Here is a 23184-nt window from a genome sequence, read left to right as displayed (position 1 = left end):
CAATATGCTGCGCATTCTGCTGATCAACGACACCGCGAAAAAAGTCGGGCGCCTGAAAGCCGCGCTCACCGAGGCGGGTTTCGAGGTCATCGATGAGTCCGGCCTGATCATCGACCTGCCGGCCCGCGTCGAAACGGTGCGCCCGGACGTGATCCTGATCGATACCGAGTCACCGGGCCGCGATGTGATGGAGCAAGTGGTGCTGGTCAGCCGTGACCAGCCCCGGCCGATCGTGATGTTCACCGACGAACACGACCCGGGGGTGATGCGTCAGGCGATCAAGTCCGGGGTCAGCGCCTACATCGTCGAAGGCATCCACGCCCAGCGCCTGCAGCCGATTCTCGATGTGGCCATGGCCCGCTTCGAAAGCGATCAGGCCTTGCGCGCGCAACTGCTGGCCCGCGACCAGCAACTGGCCGAGCGCAAACGCATCGAGCTGGCCAAAGGGCTGCTGATGAAAATGAAGGACTGCAACGAAGAAGAGGCTTACACCCTGATGCGCCGCCAGGCCATGAGCCGCCAGCAGAAACTGATTCAGGTGGCGGAGCAAATCATTGCCATGAGTGAGTTGCTCGGCTGATTGAAGAGCAAAAGATCGCAGCCTTCGGCAGCTCCTACAAAGGCACGCAATTTCCTGTAGGAGCTGCCGAAGGCTGCGATCTTTTGATCCTTGGCACAAATCTGGCTAAGCATTCCGCACAGGTAACCAACGGCGGTTGCCCCACCCACGACAAAGACGTCGCTCACCCCGCTCGCCCCATCGGCGAACCAGGTAGCGGCGTTTTTGCGTTTTGGCCCCACAGCCCGGGGCCGGTGGTGCGGCCGTGGCGGCGCTCCACCTGCTGTGACTCCTTTCGAGACTCTTTTCAGCTGAGGTGCGCGATGAATTCAAGCTTCTGGAAATCCGGCCACACCCCGACCCTGTTCGCAGCGTTCCTGTATTTCGACCTGAGCTTCATGGTCTGGTACCTGCTCGGCCCATTGGCGGTGCAGATCGCCGCCGACCTGCACCTGAGCACCCAACAACGCGGGCTGGTCGTGGCGACGCCGATACTCGCCGGTGCGGTGCTGCGCTTTGTGATGGGCATGCTGGCCGATCGTCTGTCGCCGAAGACCGCCGGGCTGATCGGCCAGGTGATCGTGATCTGCGCGCTGTTCGGTGCGTGGAAACTCGGTATCCACAGTTATGAACAGGCTCTGCTGCTGGGGCTGTTCCTCGGCATGGCCGGTGCCTCGTTTGCTGTGGCCCTGCCGCTGGCCTCGCAATGGTATCCGCCGCAACATCAAGGCAAGGCGATGGGCATCGCTGGCGCCGGCAACTCCGGCACCGTGTTCGCCGCGCTGATAGCCCCGGTGCTGGCCGCGTCGTTCGGCTGGAGCAACGTGTTCGGTTTTGCCCTGATTCCGTTGATCCTGACGCTGGTGCTGTTCGCCTGGCTGGCGAAAAACGCCCCGCAGCGGCCCAAGGCCAAAGCCATGGCCGACTACTTCAAGGCCCTCGGCGACCGCGACAGTTGGTGGTTCATGTTTTTCTACAGCGTGACCTTCGGCGGCTTCATCGGCCTGGCCAGCGCCCTGCCCGGCTACTTCAACGACCAATACGGTCTGAGTCCTGTCACGGCGGGTTACTACACCGCTGCCTGCGTGTTCGGTGGCAGCCTGATGCGTCCGCTGGGCGGCGCGTTGGCGGATCGCTTCGGCGGCATCCGCACCTTGCTGGCGATGTACACCGTGGCGGCGATCTGCATCGCTGCCGTCGGTTTCAACCTGCCCAGTTCCTACGCCGCCCTGGCGCTGTTCGTCTGCACCATGCTCGGGCTCGGCGCCGGCAATGGCGCGGTGTTCCAGTTGGTGCCGCAACGCTTCCGTCTGGAGATCGGCGTGATGACCGGACTGATCGGCATGGCCGGTGGCATCGGCGGCTTTGCCCTGGCGGCCGGCATGGGCGCGATCAAGCAAAGCACCGGCAGCTATCAACTGGCGCTGTGGTTGTTCGCCAGCCTCGGCGTGCTGGCGTGGTTCGGCCTGCACGGGGTCAAGCGGCGCTGGAGAACCACCTGGGGTTCGGCGGCGGTCACTGCTGCGCGCGTGTGAGGCGGCAATGCCCCTGCAACTGAGCTTTGCCCAGGCCAGCGCCACCGGACCGCGCGCGGAAAACCAGGACGCCCTGCGCCTGGTGACACCCGCCCCGGCGCTGGCCGCGAGCAAAGGCTATCTGGTCGCCATTGCCGATGGGGTCAGCCAGTGCGCCGACGGCGGCCTGGCCGCACGCTCGACCCTGCAAGCACTGGCGCTGGACTACTACGCCACGCCGCAAACCTGGAGCGTGGCCCAGGCACTGGATCGCCTGCTGCTCGCACAAAACCGCTGGTTACAGGCCAACGGCGGCGGACAGCCACTGCTCACCACCGTCAGCGCGCTCATCCTGCGCGGCCAGCGTTTCACACTGGCCCACGTCGGCGATTGTCGGGTCTATCGCTGGCACGCCGACGCTTTGCAGCGGATATCGCAGGATCATGTCTGGGAGCAGCCGGGCATGCAGCACGTGCTCAAGCGTGCGCTGGGGCTGGATCAGCATCTGGTGCTGGACTTTCTCGACGGCGAGTTGCGCGAGGGTGAATGTTTCGTGCTGCTCAGCGACGGCGTGTGGTCGACTGTGGGCGATACCGCGATTGCAGCGATCCTGCGCGATCAACCGAATCTCGACAGCGCCGCACACACGCTGGTCAACGCCGCGCATCTGGCCGGCAGTCAGGACAACGCCAGTGCACTGCTGGTGCGGGTCGATGCGCTCGGTGAGGCGAGCATCGGTGATGCGCTGATTCACCTACAGCAATGGCCACTACCGCCAGCGTTGAAAACCGCGCAGATGTTCGAAGGCTGGCAGGTGCAGAACGTTGTCGCTCAGAGCCAGCAATCGCTGCTGTATCGCGTGCTGGACGGGCAAGGTCGGAGCTGGTTGTTGAAAACCCTGCCGTCACGGCTGGCCGACGATCCCCAGGCCGGGCAAGCCTTGTTGTCGGAAGAATGGTTCCTCAGGCGTGTCGCCGGGCGGCATTTTCCTGAAGTCCACAGCGGCACCCAGCGTCAGCATTTGTACTATGTGATGCGCGAATATTCCGGGATGACCCTGGCGCGGCTGTTTCAACACAGCAGCCCGTTACCGTTGGTACAGTGGCAGGACATCGCCGAGCGTCTGCTGCGGGCGGTGGGTCTGCTGCATCGACGGCAGATTCTGCACCGCGACATCAAACCGGAGAATCTGCACCTGGGCGACGATGGCGAGTTGCGCCTGCTGGATTTCGGTCTGGCGTATTGCCCCGGCCTGTCCGAAGACGCACCGTCAACGCTGCCGGGAACCCCGAGTTATATCGCCCCGGAAGCGTTTCGCGGCGAGCCACCGAGTGCGCAACAGGATCTGTACGCGGTGGGCGTGACCTTGTATTTCCTGCTCACTGGGCATTTTCCCTATGGCGAAATCGAAGCCTTTCAACGGCCGCGCTTCGGTGTGCCGGTGAGTGCCGGTCGCTACCGCCCGGACATGCCGGAATGGCTTGCGCAGAGTCTGGAGCGAGGCGTGGCTGCCGATCCGCAACAGCGCTTTGAAACGGCTGAAGAATGGTTGCTGGTGCTGGAGCAAGGCGAGCGACGCAGTTTGAGTGTGCGGCCCAGGCCTTTGCTGGAGCGCGAGCCGTTGAAGGTCTGGCGGACGGTGGCATTGCTGGCGCTGTTGGGAAATCTTGTGTTGCTGGTGGTGTTGTTTCACGGCTGAGACCGCGTCGCGTCATTCGCGAGCAGGCTCGCTCCCACAGGGGATTTGTGAACGACACCGATCCACTGTGGGAGCGAGCCTGCTCGCGAAGAGACCACCCCAATCACAGCAATTCTGTCTGCCTGAATGCCCCGCGAACGAGCAACCCGCGTCGATTCGGTGCAAAAAATCCCGTCTATAACCGCTTCCGCCTAATAAACACGCCATCCTGCCACTTGGCACAACCACTGCATTACCCGTTTCACCATACATAAAGCCCAACCTTCAACGACGAAGGTTGCGCTTCCCGAGAGAACGGGACCAGGACAAAGGCGTCCTCGCTAGGCAACTAGCGGGACGCCTTTTTTTGTTTGCGCAACTTTTGTCGAGCACGGCCTGACTGCCCACAAGAGGCCAGCCACCGCTCCCCGGAGAACCTGATGAAAAAACTCAAACTGGTGATGATCGGCAATGGCATGGCCGGGGTTCGCACCCTGGAAGAACTGCTCAAGCTGAGCAACGAGCTGTACGACATCACGGTCTTCGGTGCCGAACCGCACACCAACTACAACCGCATCCTGCTGTCGCCGGTGCTGGCCGGTGAGCAGACCTTCGAAGAGATCGTCCTCAACGACCTCGACTGGTACCTGGAAAACCACATCAAATTGCTGCTCAACCGCAAGGTGGTACAGATCGACCGGGTCAAACGCCGGGTGATCGCCGAAGACGGCACCGAGGCCGAATATGATCGCCTGCTGATCGCCACCGGTTCGACACCGTTCATTCTGCCGATCCCCGGCAATGACTTGCAGGGGGTGATCGGTTACCGCGACATCGCCGACACCCAGGCCATGATCGACACCGCCCGAACCCACAAGCACGCGGTGGTCATCGGCGGCGGCCTGCTTGGCCTCGAAGCCGCCAACGGCCTGATGCTGCGCGGCATGCACGTCACGGTGGTGCACATCGGCGAATGGCTGCTGGAGCGGCAACTGGACAAGACCAGCGGGCAACTGCTGCAAAGCGCCCTCGAAGCCCGTGGCCTGCACTTTCGTCTGTGCGAGCAGACCCAGGCTCTGCACGACGCGGGCAATGGCCGGGTCGGCTCGGTGCAGTTCAAGAACGGCGAGATCATCCCTGCCGATCTGGTGGTGATGGCGGCCGGCATCCGCCCCAACACCGAACTGGCGGAACGCGCCGGCATCCCGTGCAATCGCGGGATTCTGGTCAATGACACCCTGCAAACCTACGATCCGCGCATCTATGCCATTGGCGAGTGCGCCAGCCATCGCGGCATCGCTTATGGCCTGGTGGCGCCGCTGTTCGAACAGGCCAAGGTGTGCGCCAACCACCTCGCGCAACTGGGTTTCGCCCGGTATCAGGGTTCGGTGACCTCGACCAAATTGAAAGTCACCGGCATCGACCTGTTTTCCGCCGGCGATTTCATGGGCGGCGAAGGCACCGAAACCATCACCCTCTCCGATCCAATCGGCGGCGTGTACAAAAAACTGGTGATCAAGGATGACGTGCTGGTCGGCGCCTGTCTGTACGGCGATACGGCAGATGGCGGTTGGTATTTCCGACAGATTCGTGAGAATCACGCCATCGGCGAGATCCGCGATCACCTGATGTTCGGTGAAAATTCTATCGGCGACGTAGGACATCAGGGCCAGGACAAAGCCATGGCCATGGCCGACACCGCCGAAGTCTGCGGCTGCAACGGCGTGTGCAAGGGCACCATCGTCAAGGCGATTCAGGAACACGGCTTGTTCAGCGTCGATGACGTGAAGAAGCACACCAAGGCTGCAAGTTCCTGCGGCTCCTGCGCCGGGCTGGTCGAGCAGATCCTGATCAACACCGTCGGCGGCGCGGCGGACGTCAAACCGAAAAGCGAAAAAGCCATCTGCGGTTGCAGCGACCTCAACCACGGGCAGATCCGCCAGGCGATCCGCGAACAGCATCTGCTGAGCATCGCCGGCACCATGAGCTACCTCAACTGGCGCACCCCGAATGGCTGCGCCACCTGCCGTCCTGCGCTGAACTACTACCTGATTTCCACCTGGCCCGGCGAAGCCAAGGACGATCCGCAATCGCGCCTGATCAACGAACGCGCCCACGCCAACATTCAGAAGGACGGCACCTATTCGGTGGTGCCACGGATGTGGGGCGGCGTGACCAACCCTTCGGAATTGCGGCGCATCGCCGACGTGGCCGACAAGTACAACGTACCCATGGTCAAGGTCACCGGCGGTCAGCGCATTGACTTGCTCGGCATCAAGAAACAGGACTTGCCCGGCGTCTGGAAGGACCTCGACATGCCCTCCGGCCACGCCTACGGCAAATCCATCCGCACCGTGAAAACCTGCGTCGGCAGCGAGTTCTGCCGCTTCGGCACGCAGAATTCGACGCAGTTGGGCATTGAGCTTGAGCACGACCTGTTCAACATGTGGTCGCCACACAAAGTGAAACTCGCTGTCTCCGGATGCCCACGCAACTGCTCGGAAGCGGGGATCAAGGACGTAGGAATCATCGGCGTCGACTCCGGCTGGGAGATGTACATCGGCGGCAACGGCGGGATCAAGACGGAGGTCGCCGAGTTCTTCGTCAAGCTGAAAACCGCCGAGGAAGTCCGCGAGTACAACGGCGCGTTTCTGCAGCTCTATCGCGAAGAAGCCTTCTACCTCGAACGCACCGTGCACTACCTGCAACGGGTTGGCATGGAGCACATCAAGAAAGCCGTGCTGGAAGACCCCGAGCGCCGCAAGGCCCTGAATGAGCGCCTGCAGTTCTCCCTGTCGTTCGAACAAGACCCGTGGAAAGAGCGCCTCGCGCAGCCGCAACTGAAGAAAGAATTCGACGTGATCCCCGTGAAAAACCTGGAGGTGCCGGCATGAACTGGCTCGATATCTGTGCCCTGGAAGAGATCAATGCCCTTGGTTCGCGGATCATTGCCGGGCCGAAAGGTGACATCGCGATTTTTCGGACGAGCGATGACGAGGTTTTCGCCCTTGACGACCGCTGCCCGCACAAGGGTGGGCCGCTGTCACAAGGTTTGATCTACGGCAAACGCGTGGCCTGCCCGCTGCACAACTGGCAGATCGACCTGCAAACCGGCGAGGCCCAGGCTCCGGACATCGGCTGCGCGCACCATCATCCGGCCCGGGTCGAAAACGGCCGCGTGCAATTGGCCCTGCGGGAAGCGGTCTGATGAACCGCCAGACGACCGCCTCGACCTGCTGCTACTGCGGCGTCGGCTGCGGCGTGCTGATCGAGCATGACGGCGAGCGCATCCTCGGCGTCAGCGGCGATCCGGCGCATCCGGCCAACTTCGGCAAACTGTGCAGCAAAGGCTCGACCCTGCACGTGACCGGCGATCTGGCTGCCCGGGCGCTGTACCCGGAGCTGCGCCTGGGCAAAGGCCTGGCCCGCAGCCGTTGCGACTGGGACACGGCGCTGGATCACGCGACCCAGGTTTTTGCCGAGACCATCGCCGAACACGGCCCGGACAGCGTGGCGTTTTACATTTCCGGGCAGTTGCTGACCGAGGACTATTACGCCTTCAACAAATTGGCACGAGCGCTGGTCGGCACCAACAACATCGACAGCAATTCCCGGCTGTGCATGTCGTCGGCGGTGGTCGGTTACAAACGCAGCCTCGGCGCCGATGCGCCGCCGTGCAGTTACGAGGATCTGGAGCTGAGCGATTGCGTGATGATCGCCGGCAGTAACATGGCCTACGCCCATCCAGTCCTTTTCCGACGCCTGGAAGAGGCAAAATCGCGCCGGCCGCAGATGAAGGTCATCGTCATCGATCCCCGGCGCACCGATACCTGTGAGTTGGCCGACTTGCATCTGGCGATTCTGCCCGGCACCGATGTCGCACTGTTCCATGGGATTTTGCATCTGCTGCTGTGGGAAGACTGGATCGACCGCGACTTCATCAAGGCGCACACCGACGGTTTGCCTGAGCTGAAAAATCTGGTGCGCGACTACACCCCGCAAATGGTTGCGCAACTGTGCGGGATCAGTGTCGAGCAATTGCAGCAGTGCGCCGAATGGGTGGGCACCGCGCCAAGTTTCCTGTCGCTGTGGTGCATGGGCCTGAATCAGTCCACCGCTGGCAGCGCAAAAAACAGCGCGCTGATCAATCTGCACCTGGCCACCGGGCAAATCGGCCGCCCGGGTGCAGGACCTTTCTCTTTGACCGGTCAGCCAAATGCCATGGGCGGGCGGGAAACCGGCAGCCTGTCCAATTTGCTGCCCGGTCATCGTGAAGCGGCCAATCCTAAGCATCGCGACGAAGTGGCAGCCTGTTGGGGTGTCGATCAACTGCCTCAAACCAGCGGCCTCAGCGCTATCGAGCTGTTCGAGCGGATGCGCAGCGGGCAGATCAAGGCGCTGTGGATTGCCTGCACCAATCCCGCACAGTCCATGCCTGATCAACAGGCGGTGCGCGAGGCGCTGCAGACCTGCCCGTTCGTGGTGTTGCAGGAAGCCTTCCGCACCACCGAGACCGCCGCCTTCGCCGACCTGTTGTTACCCGCAGCCAGTTGGGGCGAGAAGCAAGGCTCAGTGACCAACTCCGAACGGCGCATTTCCCACGTACGGCAGGCCATTCTCCCACCGGGCGAAGCACGGCCGGACTGGGCGATCACCGTGGATTTCGCACAGCGGCTGGAGAAACGTCTGCGCCCACTTCAGCCGAGCCTGTTTGCTTTCGAGCAGCCGGCGCAGTTGTTCGACGAATACAAACAACTGACCCGTGGACGCGATCTGGACTTGTCGGGCCTCAGCCATCAATTGATTGATGAACTGGGACCGCAGCAATGGCCTTTTCCGGCCGGCGCCCGGCAAGGCACGGCACGCTTGTATGGCGACGGGATTTTTCCAACAACTAACGGTCGTGCGCAGTTCGTCGCCGATCCTTATCGCGCCGCCAAAGAACAACGCGATGCACGGTTCCCACTGACGCTGATCACCGGTCGCCTGCGCGATCAATGGCACGGCATGAGCCGCACCGGCACGGCAGCGCAATTGTTCGGACATGTCAGCGAAGCCGTGTTAAGCCTGCACCCGGACGAGTTACGCCGGCAGCGCTTGCAGCCGGGGGATCTGGTCAACCTGAAGAGTCGGCGCGGTGCCGTGATCGTCGCGGTCGACAGCGATGACGGCGTGCGCCCCGGTCAGGCATTTCTGCCGATGCATTGGGGCGACCGGTTTCTCAAGGGCGGGGTCAACAGTCTGACCTTGCCGGCCTTCGATCCTTTGTCGAAGCAGCCCGAACTCAAACACAGCGGCGTGCGTCTGGAAGCGGTAAATCTGCCATGGCACTTGTTCGCCCTGATCGAGGGCGATGTTCAACGGCATTTCGAGACGCTACGACCTCTCTGCGAGGCGTTTTCCTATGTGAGCCTCAGCCTTGTCGGACGTGAGCGGCCCGCGCTGCTGATACGCGCTGCCAGCGTCACGCCGCCAGAGCCGCAACGGCTGCGCGACATCGACCAGTGCCTGGCGCTGCTCGACGGTCCAGTGCTGGCCTACGACGACCCGCGCCGCGCCATTGGCAAACGGGTACGCATCGAAAACGGCCGAATCACCGCAATCCGCCTCGCGGGCGAAACCCTGGCTCAGCACTGGCTGCAAGGCTTGTGGCTGGAGGGTCGCGCCGATGAACAACTGCGCCGCTGGCTTCTGGCGCCGATGAGTGCGCCACCCGGCAATGCCGGCATTCAGGCCAATCCGGGCAAAACCCTGTGCAACTGCAAAAACGTCAGTCACAGCGCGGTGTGTGCCGGAATTCGCCAGGGCCTGGATCTGCAAGGTCTCAAACAACAACTGGGGTGCGGCACGCAATGCGGCTCGTGTGTCCCTGAAATCAAGCGTTTGCTGGCCGCTGATCTGCAGCCGGTACCGGTCATCTGAAGGAAAACACCATGAATGCAAAAGTCTGGCTGGTGGGCGCAGGCCCCGGTGATCCCGAGTTGCTGACGCTCAAAGCGGTACGCGCGTTGCGCGAAGCAAAGGTGGTGTTGATTGACGACCTGGTCAATGACGCCGTGCTGGAGCATTGCCCTACGGCGCGAATCATTGCCGTGGGCAAGCGCGGTGGCTGTCGCTCGACGCCGCAGGCCTTCATCCATCGGCTGATGCTGCGTTATGCCCGCCAAGGCCTATGCGTGGTGCGGCTCAAAGGCGGTGATCCGTGCATTTTCGGCCGTGGTGGTGAGGAGGCGCAGTGGTTGCGCGAACGTGGGGTTGAGGTCGAGCTGGTCAACGGCATTACCGCCGGCCTTGCTGGCGCGACACAGTGTGATATTCCGCTGACGTTGCGCGGCGTGGCGCGCGGGGTGACGCTGGTCACCGCGCATACCCAGGACGATAGCCAATTGAACTGGCAGGCACTGGCGCAAGGCGGTACGACACTGGTGATCTACATGGGGGTGGCCAAACTGGACGAGATCCGCAATCAGTTGTTGGCGGGCGGTATGGCGGCGGATATGCCAGTGGCGATGATCGAAAATGCCTCTCTGCCAGAACAGCGCGAGTGCCGCAGTGATCTGATGAGCATGGGTGACGACGCTTGCAGGTTTGGACTGAAGAGCCCGGCCATTCTGGTCATTGGTGCAGTGGCTGCCTTTGCAGAAGATCAAAGGATCGCAGCCTTCGGCAGCTCCTACAGGATGTGTGCGGATACCGTGTAGGAGCTGCCGCAGGCTGCGATCTTTATAGCTTCAAAGCCAAATCGCAGGCAAAGAAAAGCCCGGCCTGAGCCGGGCTTTTCTCGTAGCGGCAGCTAATTACTTAGCTTGAGCTTCAACCTGCGCTTCTACGCGACGGTTAACAGCACGGCCAGCTTCAGTTTTGTTGTCAGCAACTGGGCGGGATTCGCCGTAGCCGATCGACTGAACGCGGGACGACTCAACACCGTACTGCTGGGTCAGAACTTGCTTAACGGCGTTTGCACGACGCTCGGACAGTTTCTGGTTGTAAGCGTCAGGACCGACGGAGTCAGTGTGACCTTCAACAGTGGTGTGAGTGGCTGGGTACTGCTTCATGAAGTCAGCCAGGTTCTTGATGTCAGCGTAGCTGTTTGGCTTGACGACCGACTTGTCGAAGTCGAATTTCACGTCCAGCTCTACACGAACAACTTCAGCAACTGCTGGGCAGCCATCAGCGTCAACAGTTACGTTGGCTGGGGTGTCCGGGCACTTGTCAACGTTGTCGCAAACGCCGTCGTTGTCGCTGTCGGAGCAGACTTCAGCCGGAGCTGGAACTGGAGCAGCAGCTGGCTTGCCGCCGCCACCGAAGTTCACACCCAGACCAACCGATGGAGCGTAGTCCCAACGGCCGTTGTCCAGTTTGTAGTCAGCTTCTACGCCAGCACGGGCGAAGAAGTTTTCGGCGAAGTAGTACTTAACGCCAGCGCCAGCAGTCAGGAAAGTCGACTGGTCGCGACCGGTGTGGCCGTCAGCAGCTACGTTGGTCAGGTTGCCGTGCTTAACGCCACCTTCAACGTATGGACGCAGAGCGTCGCCAGCGTTGTTGAAGTGGTATTGAGCGGTCAGACCGAAGTTGTCACCACGCAGTTTCTGGCTGCCGGTACCGTCGTTCGAACGGGTGTGGTTGTTACGATCCCAGCCGAAGTTGATCGAGACGTCATCGGTCAGGAAGTAACCGATTTTGGCGCCTGGGTTGAAGCCGTCTTCGACATGATCAATGCTGTCGTTGTACTGCTTCTTGTAGTTGATCTCGCCTTCAACTGCGCCTTGGCCTTGTGCCAGTGCGCCGAACGAAGTAGCGGCAATAAGAGAACCAATGGCCAAGCCCAAGGTGTTTTTCAGTTTCATCCGTTAAATCCCCATCTGGTGATTGTGAAGCAGTCCCGCAAACCGGGGGACAACTCGGCGGCAAGTCTATCAGAACTTGCCTACACGTAAGAGATATTTGCGCTGAACTAAGTTTCAGCAATGCCTGCAAATTTCTCACGCAATTTGTCTAGAGCACGTTTGTACCGCATTTTTGTCGCACTCAAACCCATGTGCATGATGTCTGCGATCTCCTGAAACTCCAGCTCTGCGACAAATCGTAGCACCAGAATTTCACGGTCAATCGGGTTCACATACACCAGCCAGCGATCGAGTCCGCCCTTCTCCTCGGGTTTCGGCGCCTTTTCTTCCGACGCTTCTTCCAGCGGGTCCAGACTCAAGGCGTCCATCAAGCGACGCTTTCGCCGTTCTTTCCGATACTGCGTGATGCATTCGTTATACGTGATGCTGTAGAGCCAGGTTTTGAACTTCGATTTCCCCTCGAAGTTCTTCAGGCCATACAGCACCTTAAGCATCACTTCCTGACAGACATCGTCTGCGTCGCGATCGTTCCCAAGATATCTCGCACAAACGTTAAATAATGTTCTCTGGTAACGCCGCATCAGCTCTTCATAGGCGCGCGTCACGTGAAACAGCTCGGTATGCGAGCGCGCAACCAGCTCCTCATCAGAGAGCTCACGGGGGTCATAGCGCGTGGATAGCGTTTGGGCTTTATTCAAAACAAGTCGTGCCGACAGTCAGGTCAATGTCCGCCGCACCCCTCTCAGGGCATTTTGCGGCGGCATACATTAGCAGGGTTTGCCGGGTTAGCGGCTACTCACATGCTGTTCCAGCAGGATCCGATTGGAAAGTGAGACTAGCTCACCCTCATCGGTCAGCAATGTGGTTTTAACCGTGCCGATCTCTTCGATCTGGCCTTCGACCTCACCAACACGCACTTGTTGCCCAACCTGGTACAACTCACGCACATAGATTCCCGCAAGAATCTGACCGGCTATTTCCCGGCTTCCCAACCCCATGGCCAGCGCTACGGCCAGACCAACGGTAATCAATACGATGACGATCACATGGTTCAGCAGGTCGGTCTTGACCTCAAGCTGACTGATCGCGACCGAGATGCTGATGATGATCACCAGCCCCTGGGCAATACGGCCCAAACCCGAAGCGTAGTCCAGCCCTACGCCTTCTGCCGCCCCGCGCACCAGGCCATTGGCCAATTGCGCGAGCAAAACACCCACCAGCAACACCAGCGCGGCGCCGAAAACTTTCGGCAAATACAACGCCAGCATGTCCAGCGTAGCTGAAACTCGCTCAAGTCCAAGGGACTCTGCTGCAGAAACCAGAAAAATCAGCAGAACGAACCAGTAAACGATCTTGCCAATCAAAGTCGAAATCGGCACTTGCAGGCCGGCTCGCGACATCAATTTGGTCAGACCGGTGCCGCCCATCAGGCGATCAAGGCCCAGCTTGGCCAGCAGCTTGGACAGCAGGGTATCGAGCAACTTGGCCACCACGAAGCCCAACAGCAGCACCACCAGTGCGCCGAACAGGTTCGGGATGAAATTGGCGACTTTGGTCCACAACGCAGTCATTGCCGTGACGAGGCTCTGAGTCCAGAGATCAAGTTCCATATTCAATCAGCCTTATCAGCAGTGCGTGCAGTAGTTTTACGAAGACGGGAAACCGGCGAAACGTGGGCCGATCCGTTATTCAGGGCGATCATCAGCGCGGGCAGCCAGCGGCCCAGCAGGCTGAACAGATCACCGGCGCCCACCTGGCGGTTGGCGGTTTTGAGTACGCGACCCAGGCATGCGTCGTCGTCACGGCTGGACGGCGAGGCGTTGAGCATGTCGCGCAAAGACTGTTCAAACGGATCGTGCATACGCACCTCTCGTGATGTCTGTGAAAGACGCGGGCAAATTTGGTCGGGTCACATGTTGCATATTCACACCCAGCGCAAACGGCGGAATAACCACCATTGACCGATGGCCATCGCCAGCACTGTCAGACAGGCAATCAGGAAACCATAAGGGCTGCTCGAGAACGGAATGCCGCCCACGTTGATACCCAATAGACCGGTGAGAAAACTCATCGGCAAGAAGATGCAGGTGATGATGCCGAAGCGGTACATCGTGCGATTCATACGCACGTTCAAACGCCGGTCTTCGGCCTCCAGCACAAGCCCCATGCGCTCTCGGGTCAGTTCCAGCTCTTCGAGATAGCGGGTCAGGCTGTTGTTCAATTCGTTCCAGTAGTCAGCATCATCATCGACAAACCACGGCAGTTTTATCCGCGTAAGTTGTCCGAAAATATCCCGCTGCGGCGCCAGAAAACGCTTCAGTCCGGCCGCCCTGCGACGGATGTGCAAAATCGAGCCATGTTCGGGGGTATACCGTTCGTCGGCATCGAGCTTTTCTTCCTCTTCATCGACCAGTTCCGACAGGCACGTGACCAGATCCTGCACCTTGTGGGTGAGGAATTGCGCCAGGTACAGGATCAGCTCAGAGGAGGTTTTCGGGCCTTTGCCTTCGCTCAGCAGCGCCAGCAGTTCATCGGTGGCGCGCAACGGGCGCAGACGCAGCGAGATGACGCGCTGGGCGGAGGCGAAAATCCGCACCGAGACCATGTCTTCCGGCTCGGCCCCCGGGTTGAGGTTGACCCCGCGCAGAAACAGCAGCAACTCGGCATCCGGCAACGGCAGCAGGCGCGGCCGAGTGTTCTCTTCCAGCAGCAGGTCGCAGGCGAATTCATTCAGGCCGCTGGATTTGCGCAGCCAGGTCTGGGTTTGCGGATGACTGCGATCCCAATGCAGCCACAGGCTCTCATGGGCCTGCAGCTGCAGATCGTCGAGTTCAGTCCGGGCAATCGAACGCGCACCGCCTTTACCGTCCAGCACCAGGGCGTGCACCAGCCCCCACTGCGCGTTTTCTTCCTCGAACATCCGCATCCCTTTGTCGAAAAACTTATTCAGGCATCTGCAGCGGGCTCGGCGAAACGATCACGCCGTTGTTGTCCGCATAGATGTAATGGCCCGGATGGAACGTCACGCCAGCGAAAGTCACCGCTACATTGAGATCACCGATGCCACGTTTTTCGGTCTTCATCGGATGGCTGGCCAACGCCTGAACGCCGAGATCGGTCTGGGCAATAACATCGACATCACGGATGCAACCGTAGATGACCATCCCTTCCCAGCCGTTTTTCGCAGCTTTCTCGGCGATCATGTCGCCCAGCAGCGCGCGGCGCAGCGAACCGCCGCCATCGACCACCAGCACCTTGCCGTTGCCCTTGAGTTCGGCTTGCTCCTTGACCAGCGAGTTGTCTTCGAAACATTTGATGGTCACGATTTCGCCGCCGAAGGAATCACGGCCGCCGAAATTGCTGAACATCGGCTCCAGCACCTGCACCAGCTCCGGATAGGCGTCGCACAGGTCAGGCGTAAGGTAATGGTTCATCGAGAAACTCCTGTAAAAAGGAAGACGATCTAGGATGTCGCACTCTGTTGAAACGAGTCCCGGCGGTCGCTGTTTACCTTAGTTCATGCAATGGTCGCTGAACGAACCTGAACAAACGCTGAAACGTAATAGCTAAACAGCCACCAAATATGACCAGAACCGCACAATGCGTCATATCTTAGCCGCAAGCCGACCTGAACGAAATGCCCTTTTCAGAGCACCCGGCTCAGACCGCAGCAGCAAGATCCGGCTTGTCGCCGAGCAACGGCGTCTGCTGATCGCTCAACCAACGCGCCACCAGTGGCCAGACCTCGGCCTGCGCCGCTTTGCTCACCAGCATCTCGACATGCCCGAAGTTGTCGCTGAAGCCCTGCTCGCGCCCCAGATTGACGAACTGTTTGTGCTCGGAGCCGATCTGCTCGAACAGTTTGCGACAGGCCCACGCCGGATCCTGGTGATCCCCCGCCGCCGTCACGGCCAGCACTGGCACCTGAACCTCGGCAAGCCCTGCCCACCAATCCTTGTCCTTGTCGCCAAAACGGCCGAACAGGCCGTACCAGCGCATGCTTTCCAGCGCCAGACCGATCGGCTCGTCTTCCGGGCCGCGCTTGAGGCGTGAGCCGGACAATTGCGCAAAACGCTTGAGAATGAAGCGTCCGCTCCACTCCACCGGCGGGATCTTCAACGGCCAATAAGTGCGGCTGACCTGCGTGCCGAAAAACGCTGCCGAGGCCACCGCCGGCTCGCCGAGGTATTCGCCACCGAGCGCCGCCGCCAGGGTAATGCCACCCAGCGAATGGCCGATCCAGTGCGGGACCTGGCCGCTCTGCTCTCGGACGAACGCGGCAATCGCCGGCAGATCGTAACGGGCGTAGTCAGCCACGCGGTTGCGCCGGTAGTCCTCGTTGCGCTGCGACAGGCCGTGGCCGCGCATCTCAGGGATCCACACGTCGAAGCCCAGACGCGTCAGGTAAGCGCCCAGGCCCAGGCCTTTGGGGGAAAACCAGAAGCGCCGGTTGGAAAAACTGCCATGCAGCAAAATCACCGGCACGCCGCGCGGCGCCGTGTCATCCGCCATGCCCAAGCGGGTCACGGCGATTTCCACGGACCAGTCGGGACTGTTGCCGGGTTTGAGTCGATACACGTCTTCGCTCAGATCACCGCGACGCTCGGCGCTGATCAGGGCGACAGGAAACAGGTTGCTGCTGCTTTGCATAATGCTCTTGCACAAAAAAGGGCGGCATCTACAGGAGCCCGCCCTACTCAAATCTCAAAGCCCGCCCCTTGTGGGAGCGGGCCGTTCACATAGGTATCAAGCCTGGGCCTGACCTTCAGCGAGGAAGAACCAGGTTTCCAGCACAGAATCCGGGTTCAGCGACACGCTTTCGATGCCCTGCTCCATCAGCCATTTGGCCAGGTCCGGGTGATCCGAAGGGCCCTGACCGCAAATGCCGATGTACTTGCCGGCCTTGTTGCACGCGGCAATCGCGTTGGCCAGCAGCTTCTTGACCGCCGGATTACGCTCGTCGAACAGGTGCGCGATGATCCCGGAGTCACGGTCCAGGCCCAGGGTCAGCTGGGTCAGGTCGTTGGAACCGATGGAGAAACCGTCAAAGAATTCGAGGAATTCTTCAGCGAGAATCGCGTTGGATGGCAGTTCGCACATCATGATCACGCGCAGGCCGTTGTCGCCACGGGCCAGGCCGTTTTCGGCGAGCAGATCGACCACCTGGCTGGCTTCGCCCAGGGTACGGACGAACGGCACCATGATTTCGACGTTGGTCAGGCCCATCTCGTTGCGCACGCGTTTCAGCGCGCGGCACTCAAGCTCGAAACAATCGCGGAACGATTCGCTGATGTAACGCGAAGCACCACGGAAGCCGAGCATCGGGTTTTCTTCTTCCGGCTCGTACAGCTTGCCGCCGATCAGGTTGGCGTACTCGTTGGACTTGAAGTCCGACAGACGCACGATGACCTTCTTCGGCCAAAACGCGGCCGCGAGGGTGCTGATGCCTTCCACCAGTTTTTCGACGTAGAAACCGACCGGATCGTGGTAGCCCGCGATGCGCTTGTCGACGCTGTCCTTGATTTCCTGCGGCAGGCCGTCGTAATTCAACAGCGCTTTCGGGTGCACACCGATCATGCGGTTGATGATGAACTCCAGACGGGCCAGGCCGACACCGGCATTCGGCAACTGCGCGAAATCGAAGGCGCGGTCCGGGTTGCCGACGTTCATCATGATTTTGAACGGCAGCTCCGGCATGGCGTCCACGGAGTTTTTCTTGACGTCGAAGCCCAGTTCGCCTTCGAAGATGTAACCGGTGTCGCCTTCGGCGCAGGACACAGTCACGCCCTGGCCATCCTTCAGCAGTTGGGTGGCGTTGCCGCAACCCACCACCGCCGGAATCCCCAGTTCACGGGCGATGATCGCCGCGTGACAGGTACGGCCGCCACGGTTGGTGACGATGGCGCTGGCGCGCTTCATCACCGGCTCCCAGTCCGGGTCGGTCATGTCGGAGACCAGCACGTCACCGGCCTGGACTTTGTCCATTTCCGAGACGTCCTTGATGATCCGCACTTTGCCGGCGCCGATGCGCTGGCCAATGGCACGACCTTCCACCAGCACGGTGCCGGTTTCTTTCAGCAGGTAACGTTCCATGACGTTGGCCTGGGTGCGGCTCTTCACGGTTTCCGGGCGGGCCTGCACGATGTACAGCTTGCCGTCGTCACCGTCCTTGGCCCACTCGATGTCCATCGGGCAGCCGTAGTGCTTCTCGATGATCATCGCCTGCTTGGCCAGCTCGCTGACTTCAGCGTCGGTCAGGCAGAAACGTGCGCGTTCAGCCTTGTCGACATCGACGGTCTTCACCGAACGACCGGCCTTGGCCTCGTCGCCGTAGATCATCTTGATGGCTTTGCTGCCCAGGTTGCGACGCAGGATCGCCGGGCGACCCGCCTCCAGCGTGCCTTTGTGCACGTAGAACTCATCCGGGTTGACCGCGCCTTGGACGACGGTTTCGCCCAGACCGTAGGCGCCGGTGATGAACACCACGTCACGGAAACCGGATTCGGTATCGAGGGTGAACATCACACCGGCGGTGCCGGTTTCCGAACGCACCATGCGCTGCACGCCAGCCGACAGGGCGACCAGCTTGTGGTCGAAGCCCTGGTGCACGCGGTAGGAGATGGCGCGGTCGTTGAACAGCGAAGCGAACACCTCTTTGGCGGCGCGGATAACGTTTTCCACGCCACGGATGTTCAGGAAGGTTTCCTGCTGACCGGCGAACGAGGCGTCCGGCAAGTCTTCGGCGGTGGCGGAAGAACGCACGGCCACGGCCACGTCAGGGTTACCGGCCGACAGCGCAGCGAACGCGGTGCGGATCTCGGTATTCAGTTTTTCGGGGAATTCGGCTTCCATGATCCATTGACGGATCTGTGCACCGGTCTTGGCCAGCGCGTTGACGTCATCGACGTCCAAGGCGTCGAGAGCCTTGTGGATCTGGTCGTTGAGGCCGCTCAGTTCGAGAAAGTCGCGATAGGCCTGCGCGGTGGTGGCAAAGCCGCCGGGGACCGACACACCGGCACCCGCCAGGTTGCTGATCATCTCGCCCAGGGATGCGTTCTTGCCCCCCACATGCTCAACATCGTGTTTGCCGAGCTTATCGAGGGAAACTACGTACTCTACCAAGGTGATCTCTCCACTAACTGTGTTGGAAAAGCTCAGAAACCGGCGGCTCGGGGGAGCGTTGGCCGGCTGTATGGCCTGGACCTGGAAAATAAGTGAGAATGCGGGCCAATGGCGGCCGGCAAATCGCGCCTATCATATCCAAGAATGCTCATTAGCTTAAGGCCCAAGGTGCAAATGAAACGATCTGCTTTCTTTATCTCCGATGGCACCGGCATTACCGCCGAAACCCTGGGTCAAAGCCTTCTGGCGCAGTTCGAAAACATTACCTTCACCAAGCTCACGCGGCCTTATATCGACAACGCGGACAAAGCGCGGGCCATGGTACAACAAATCAACAAAGCCGCTGAAACCGACGGCTTCCGCCCGATCATCTTCGACACCATCGTCAATCAGGACATCCGTGAGATTCTCGCAACGTCCAATGGTTTCATGATCGACATCTTCTCGACCTTCCTCGCCCCGCTCGAACAGGAGCTGACCGAGCATTCCTCCTACACCGTCGGCAAGTCGCATTCGATCGGCCACAACTCCAATTACATGGAGCGTATCGAGGCGGTGAACTTCGCCCTCGACAACGATGACGGCGCACGCACCCACTATTACGACAAGGCCGACCTGATACTAGTGGGCGTGTCGCGATGTGGTAAGACGCCGACGTGCCTGTACATGGCGATGCAATTCGGCATCCGCGCGGCCAACTACCCGTTGACCGAAGACGACATGGAGCGTCTGACCCTGCCAACCGCCCTGCGCGCCCATCAGCACAAACTGTTCGGCCTGACCATTGACCCGGACCGCCTCACCGCGATTCGCAACGAACGCAAGCCCAACAGCCGCTATTCGAGCTACGCCCAATGCGAATTCGAAGTGCGCGAAGTGGAAAACCTGTTCCGCCGCGAGAACATCCCGCACATCAACTCCACGCATTTTTCGGTGGAAGAGATTTCGGCGAAGATTCTGGTGGAGAAAGGCGTCGAGCGGCGTTTCAAATAGCGTTGCGGTGCCTGCTCTGGCGCCTTCGCGAGCACGCTCGCTCCCACACTGGTCAGCATTCCACTCGATCAAGCCGCTGCCGGTCCGGCGGCTCGCGACGCGGCACCCTGCACGTGAAAATTTCTTCACCCAAAACCGACAGGTTCTTTACGTCTTTGTAACATCGCAAAACATACAATCCGCGCAAGCAGCGCATCCGGGCTGAAAACCCCGCTATGCCTGCCCTTCCGGCCTGTCGAATGCGCCAGGTCCGCAACATTCACTTCCCACTTGAACCTGAAGAACGAGCATCCGCTCATTCTCGGTGGGTCGTGCAGACAGAAGCTACGCTCAGACTGCCGCGCCCTTTGGAAACTGCTGGAATCACTGCGTATGAAGAAAGTGTTCCGTCACTACATCCCGGCCACGGCCCGGCGCTTGCTGCCCAATCGCTGGGACCTGATCGCCATGCCGCTGGTGATCGGCTTCCTGCTGTTTTTCTCGATCACCGCCCGGGAAACCTGGGCGCCCATCGCCACCTTGCAGAGCGAGGTGATTTCCCTCGACCCGGGCAACCTGCCGGAATACGCCATGCGCACTACCCTGCGCATGCTTGCGGCGATGGTCGCGGCACTGGTGTTCACCCTGCTTTACGGCACCCTGGCCGCGAAAAGCCGCCGCGCGGAAAAGCTGCTGGTGCCGGTGCTGGATATCCTGCAATCAGTGCCGGTGCTGGGCTACATCTCGTTCACCGTGACCTTCTTTCTGCTGTTGTTTCCCGGCCGGGTGCTCGGCGCAGAGTTCGCCGCGATCTTTGCGATTTTCACCAGTCAGGCGTGGAACATGACCTTCAGCTTCTACCAGTCGCTGCGCATGCTGCCGCGGGATCTGGTGGAGGTGTCGACCAACCTGCAACTGTCCGGCTGGCAGCGATTCTGGAAACTCGACGTGCCGTTCGCCATGCCCGGATTGATCTGGAACATGATGATGAGCATGTCCGGCGGCTGGTTCTTCGTGGTGGCGTCGGAAGCGATCACCGTCGGTGACCAGACCATCACCCTGCCAGGCATCGGCTCGTATCTGGCGTTGGCAATCGCACAGAAAGACCTGCACGCGGTGGGCTGCGTGATCCTGACGATGATCATAGTGATCCTGATCTACGACCAGTTCCTGTTCCGCCCGCTGGTGGCCTGGGCCGACAAGTTCCGCATGGAGAACACCGCCTCGCAGACCGCCGCGCCCGAATCCTGGGTACTGAACCTGATCCAGCGCACCCGCTTGATCCAGCGCCTGCTGCGCCCGTTCAGCCGCGCCATCAGCCGGCTGGGCAACATGCGCTTGAACCTGCCACGCGCGGCGCGTCAGGCGATGACCTCTGACAACCCGGCGACATCCAGGAGAATCGACTGGATCTGGGGCGCGCTGATCGCGCTGCTGACCGCTTATGCGCTGTACCACATCGTGCTGTATGTCGGCACCGAGGTGACGATCGCCGAAGTCGGTCACGTGTTGCTGCTGGGGTTCTACACCCTGCTGCGGGTGGCGGGGCTGATTTTCATCGCCTCGCTGATCTGGGTGCCACTTGGCGTGATGATCGGCCTGCGCCCGGCGCTGGCGGAGAAGATCCAGCCGCTGGCGCAGTTTCTCGCCGCGTTCCCGGCCAACTTGCTGTTTCCGGTGTTCGTCATCGTCATCCTGCGCTACCAGTTGAACCCGGACATCTGGCTCAGCCCGCTGATCGTGCTCGGCACCCAGTGGTACATCCTGTTCAACGTGATCGCCGGGGCCAGCGCCTTCCCCAATGATTACAAGGAGGCCGCAACCAACTTCCGCATTCGCGGCTGGCTGTGGTGGCGCAAGGTGATGCTGCCGGGGATCTTCCCGTACTACGTGACCGGCGCCATCACCGCTTCGGGCGGTGCGTGGAACGCCAGCATCGTTTCCGAATTCGTTTCCTGGGGGCAGGACAAGGTCGTCGCCCACGGTCTGGGCGCCTACATCGCCCAGACCACCGCCGCCGGCGACTTTCCGAAAATCACTCTGGGCGTGGTGGTGATGGCGATCTTCGTCGTGGCCTTCAATCGCTTGGTCTGGCGACCGATGTACGCCGTCGCCGAAAACAAACTCCGACTGAATTAACGGGATTCGCTGCGATGAATACCTACACCGAACCAACCGCCGCCAGCCCGGAAATCTATGCGCTCAACGACGTGAACCGGGTGTTTGGCAAGGGCAAGGAAGAACTGCAAGTGCTCAGCGGGGTCGATCTGACCCTGCGCGAAGGCGAGATCGTCGGCATGCTCGGCCGCTCCGGCTCCGGCAAGTCGACGTTGCTGCGGATTATCGCCGGACTGATCGAACCGTCGTCAGGCACAGTCCTGTACAACGGCCAGCCGCTGCATGGCCCGGCCGAAGGCGTGGCCATGGTGTTCCAGACTTTTGCATTGTTCCCGTGGCTGACCGTACTGGAAAACGTCGAGGCCGGCCTGCAAGCCTTGCAGGTCGAACGCAAAGCTGCGCGCAAGCGCGCGCTGGCCGCCATCGACCTGATCGGCCTCGACGGTTTCGAAAACGCCTACCCTCGCGAGCTGTCCGGTGGCATGCGCCAGCGCGTCGGATTCGCCCGCGCCCTGGTGGTCAACCCGACTTTGTTACTGATGGACGAACCGTTCTCGGCGCTGGACGTTCTGACCGCCGAAACCTTGAGGACCGATCTGCTGGACTTGTGGAGCGGCAAGCAATTGCCAATCAAATCGATCCTGATCGTCACCCACAACATCGAGGAGGCGGTGCTGATGTGCGACCGCATTCTGGTGCTGTCGTCCAACCCCGGACGTGTAGTGGCGGAAATCAAGGTACCGTTCGCCCACCCACGCAATCGTCTCGATCCGACTTTCCGGCAGATGGTCGATGACATTTACGCGCAGATGACCGACCGCCGCAGCGCCGACGCCAGCGCCGGCAAGCCCGAGCTGAAAATGAGCAGCCCGCTGCCGGAGGTCTCGACCAACCTGATGGCCGGCCTGATCGAAACGATCGCCGCCGAACCCTACAACGGCCATGCCGGCCTGCCCACCGTGGCCGAACGGCGCTTGCTGGAGGTCGATGACCTGTTTCCGGTGGCCGAAATGATCGAACACCTCGGTTTTGCCGAACTCAAGGGCGCCGACATCACCCTGACCGAGGCCGGCAAACTGTTCGCTGACTACGGCACCCAAGAGCGCAAAACCCTGTTCGCCGAACATCTGATTCGCCATGTGCCGCTGGCCGCGCGCATCCGCCAGGTACTGCTGGAGCGCAACGGTCACCGCGCGCCACGGGTGCGTTTCGAGCAGGAACTGCAGGATTCGCTGACCGAAGCGTTCGTCGAGAAAACCCTGGAAGTGGTGATCGCCTGGGGCCGTTACGCGGAAATTTTCTCCTACGACGACCACACCGAAACCTTCAGCCTGGAGGATGTCGAGGGCAGCCTGTAGCCCTCGTCATCTCGGG

Annotated in this window: 18 protein-coding genes; 10 read left to right on the top strand and 8 right to left on the bottom strand. The window is 60.7% G+C overall.

The genetic code is table 11. The features are described 5' to 3' along the window. Positions 1–4: 4 nt before the first annotated feature. The 7 genes from OC71_RS09490 (at position 5) to cobA (ending at position 10452) form a co-directional block, all read left to right on the top strand. Entirely contained in the window at positions 5–580 is a 576-nt protein-coding gene (locus OC71_RS09490) for an ANTAR domain-containing response regulator (RefSeq protein WP_041067751.1), read from the top strand. A 302-nt stretch (positions 581–882) separates the two neighbouring features. Continuing rightward, entirely contained in the window at positions 883–2094 is a 1212-nt protein-coding gene (locus OC71_RS09485; protein ID WP_041067749.1) for a NarK/NasA family nitrate transporter, read from the top strand. A gap of 7 nt (positions 2095–2101) precedes the next feature. Continuing rightward, positions 2102–3772, top strand: a complete 1671-nt coding sequence (locus OC71_RS09480) for a bifunctional protein-serine/threonine kinase/phosphatase (RefSeq protein ID WP_041067746.1) — start codon at positions 2102–2104, stop codon at positions 3770–3772. Positions 3773–4191: 419 nt separating this feature from the next. Then, positions 4192–6645, top strand: coding sequence for a nitrite reductase large subunit NirB (gene nirB / locus OC71_RS09475; protein ID WP_041067743.1), 2454 nt, complete (start codon positions 4192–4194; stop codon positions 6643–6645). Further along, positions 6642–6959: a nitrite reductase small subunit NirD gene (gene nirD, locus OC71_RS09470; RefSeq protein WP_041067740.1), complete on the top strand. Its 318-nt coding sequence runs from the start codon at positions 6642–6644 to the stop codon at positions 6957–6959. Before nirB ends, nirD begins: the two co-directional genes overlap by 4 nt. Then, positions 6959–9673: a nitrate reductase gene (locus OC71_RS09465; RefSeq protein ID WP_041067737.1), complete on the top strand. Its 2715-nt coding sequence runs from the start codon at positions 6959–6961 to the stop codon at positions 9671–9673. Before nirD ends, OC71_RS09465 begins: the two co-directional genes overlap by 1 nt. A gap of 11 nt (positions 9674–9684) precedes the next feature. Next, positions 9685–10452 (top strand): uroporphyrinogen-III C-methyltransferase, encoded by a 768-nt coding sequence (gene cobA / locus OC71_RS09460; RefSeq protein ID WP_041067734.1) that lies wholly within the window; start codon positions 9685–9687, stop codon positions 10450–10452. 96 nt (positions 10453–10548) lie between these two features. Here cobA and OC71_RS09455 read toward each other — a convergent pair whose 3' ends face one another. The 8 genes from OC71_RS09455 to ppsA all read right to left on the bottom strand — a co-directional run bounded on the left by OC71_RS09455 (position 10549) and on the right by ppsA (position 18720). After that, positions 10549–11598 carry an OmpA family protein gene (locus OC71_RS09455; RefSeq protein ID WP_027613290.1) on the bottom strand — a complete coding sequence of 350 codons (1050 nt, stop codon included), beginning with the start codon at positions 11596–11598 and terminating at the stop codon, positions 10549–10551. Between the two features lie 107 nt (positions 11599–11705). Beyond that, positions 11706–12296 carry an RNA polymerase sigma factor SigX gene (gene sigX, locus OC71_RS09450; protein ID WP_011333251.1) on the bottom strand — a complete coding sequence of 197 codons (591 nt, stop codon included), beginning with the start codon at positions 12294–12296 and terminating at the stop codon, positions 11706–11708. Between the two features lie 87 nt (positions 12297–12383). Next, a complete protein-coding gene (locus OC71_RS09445; RefSeq protein ID WP_007916401.1) occupies positions 12384–13208 on the bottom strand; it encodes a mechanosensitive ion channel domain-containing protein in 825 nt (274 codons plus the stop codon). A 2-nt stretch (positions 13209–13210) separates the two neighbouring features. Beyond that, complete coding sequence (locus OC71_RS09440; protein WP_003223293.1) at positions 13211–13459, bottom strand: hypothetical protein; 249 nt, start codon at positions 13457–13459, stop codon at positions 13211–13213. Between the two features lie 63 nt (positions 13460–13522). Then, complete coding sequence (locus tag OC71_RS09435) at positions 13523–14518, bottom strand: zinc transporter ZntB (protein WP_041067669.1); 996 nt, start codon at positions 14516–14518, stop codon at positions 13523–13525. A 22-nt stretch (positions 14519–14540) separates the two neighbouring features. Then, on the bottom strand, positions 14541–15032 hold the full coding sequence (gene rraA, locus OC71_RS09430; protein WP_041067666.1) for a ribonuclease E activity regulator RraA: 492 nt from the start codon (positions 15030–15032) through the stop codon (positions 14541–14543). 226 nt (positions 15033–15258) lie between these two features. After that, positions 15259–16248, bottom strand: coding sequence for an alpha/beta fold hydrolase (locus tag OC71_RS09425; protein ID WP_041067663.1), 990 nt, complete (start codon positions 16246–16248; stop codon positions 15259–15261). Between the two features lie 96 nt (positions 16249–16344). Beyond that, positions 16345–18720, bottom strand: a complete 2376-nt coding sequence (gene ppsA, locus OC71_RS09420) for a phosphoenolpyruvate synthase (protein ID WP_041067660.1) — start codon at positions 18718–18720, stop codon at positions 16345–16347. Between the two features lie 174 nt (positions 18721–18894). Here ppsA and OC71_RS09415 point away from each other — a divergent pair, with 174 nt between their 5' ends. From OC71_RS09415 to OC71_RS09405, 3 genes are all read left to right on the top strand, one after another. Further along, a complete protein-coding gene (locus OC71_RS09415) occupies positions 18895–19713 on the top strand; it encodes a pyruvate, water dikinase regulatory protein (RefSeq protein WP_007960912.1) in 819 nt (272 codons plus the stop codon). Positions 19714–20085: 372 nt separating this feature from the next. Further along, on the top strand, positions 20086–21831 hold the full coding sequence (locus OC71_RS09410) for an ABC transporter permease subunit (RefSeq protein WP_041067656.1): 1746 nt from the start codon (positions 20086–20088) through the stop codon (positions 21829–21831). Between the two features lie 14 nt (positions 21832–21845). Then, positions 21846–23168, top strand: coding sequence for an AAA-associated domain-containing protein (locus tag OC71_RS09405; protein WP_041067653.1), 1323 nt, complete (start codon positions 21846–21848; stop codon positions 23166–23168). Positions 23169–23184: the final 16 nt, after the last annotated feature.

Origin of the sequence: Pseudomonas sp. W15Feb9B, from assembly GCF_000828175.1 — a bacterium.
Taxonomy (GTDB): Bacteria; Pseudomonadota; Gammaproteobacteria; order Pseudomonadales; family Pseudomonadaceae; genus Aquipseudomonas; species Aquipseudomonas parakoreensis.
Note: the sequence above shows the minus strand (reverse complement) of the source record. Positions and strands in the feature narration are given on the sequence as shown.

What these genes read in the sequence shown, in the direction of transcription:
- OC71_RS09465 (WP_041067737.1), top strand. Translation starts at nt 6,959, where the DNA reads ATGAACCGCCAGACGACCGCCTCGACCTGCTGCTACTGCGGCGTCGGC.
- OC71_RS09490 (WP_041067751.1), top strand. Translation starts at nt 5, where the DNA reads ATGCTGCGCATTCTGCTGATCAACGACACCGCGAAAAAAGTCGGGCGC.
- OC71_RS09415 (WP_007960912.1), top strand. Translation starts at nt 18,895, where the DNA reads ATGAAACGATCTGCTTTCTTTATCTCCGATGGCACCGGCATTACCGCC.
- OC71_RS09455 (WP_027613290.1), bottom strand. Translation starts at nt 11,598, where the DNA reads ATGAAACTGAAAAACACCTTGGGCTTGGCCATTGGTTCTCTTATTGCC.
- nirD (WP_041067740.1), top strand. Translation starts at nt 6,642, where the DNA reads ATGAACTGGCTCGATATCTGTGCCCTGGAAGAGATCAATGCCCTTGGT.
- OC71_RS09405 (WP_041067653.1), top strand. Translation starts at nt 21,846, where the DNA reads ATGAATACCTACACCGAACCAACCGCCGCCAGCCCGGAAATCTATGCG.
- OC71_RS09440 (WP_003223293.1), bottom strand. Translation starts at nt 13,459, where the DNA reads ATGCACGATCCGTTTGAACAGTCTTTGCGCGACATGCTCAACGCCTCG.
- nirB (WP_041067743.1), top strand. Translation starts at nt 4,192, where the DNA reads ATGAAAAAACTCAAACTGGTGATGATCGGCAATGGCATGGCCGGGGTT.
- OC71_RS09480 (WP_041067746.1), top strand. Translation starts at nt 2,102, where the DNA reads ATGCCCCTGCAACTGAGCTTTGCCCAGGCCAGCGCCACCGGACCGCGC.
- cobA (WP_041067734.1), top strand. Translation starts at nt 9,685, where the DNA reads ATGAATGCAAAAGTCTGGCTGGTGGGCGCAGGCCCCGGTGATCCCGAG.
- OC71_RS09425 (WP_041067663.1), bottom strand. Translation starts at nt 16,248, where the DNA reads ATGCAAAGCAGCAGCAACCTGTTTCCTGTCGCCCTGATCAGCGCCGAG.
- rraA (WP_041067666.1), bottom strand. Translation starts at nt 15,032, where the DNA reads ATGAACCATTACCTTACGCCTGACCTGTGCGACGCCTATCCGGAGCTG.
- OC71_RS09485 (WP_041067749.1), top strand. Translation starts at nt 883, where the DNA reads ATGAATTCAAGCTTCTGGAAATCCGGCCACACCCCGACCCTGTTCGCA.
- OC71_RS09410 (WP_041067656.1), top strand. Translation starts at nt 20,086, where the DNA reads ATGAAGAAAGTGTTCCGTCACTACATCCCGGCCACGGCCCGGCGCTTG.
- OC71_RS09435 (WP_041067669.1), bottom strand. Translation starts at nt 14,518, where the DNA reads ATGTTCGAGGAAGAAAACGCGCAGTGGGGGCTGGTGCACGCCCTGGTG.
- OC71_RS09445 (WP_007916401.1), bottom strand. Translation starts at nt 13,208, where the DNA reads ATGGAACTTGATCTCTGGACTCAGAGCCTCGTCACGGCAATGACTGCG.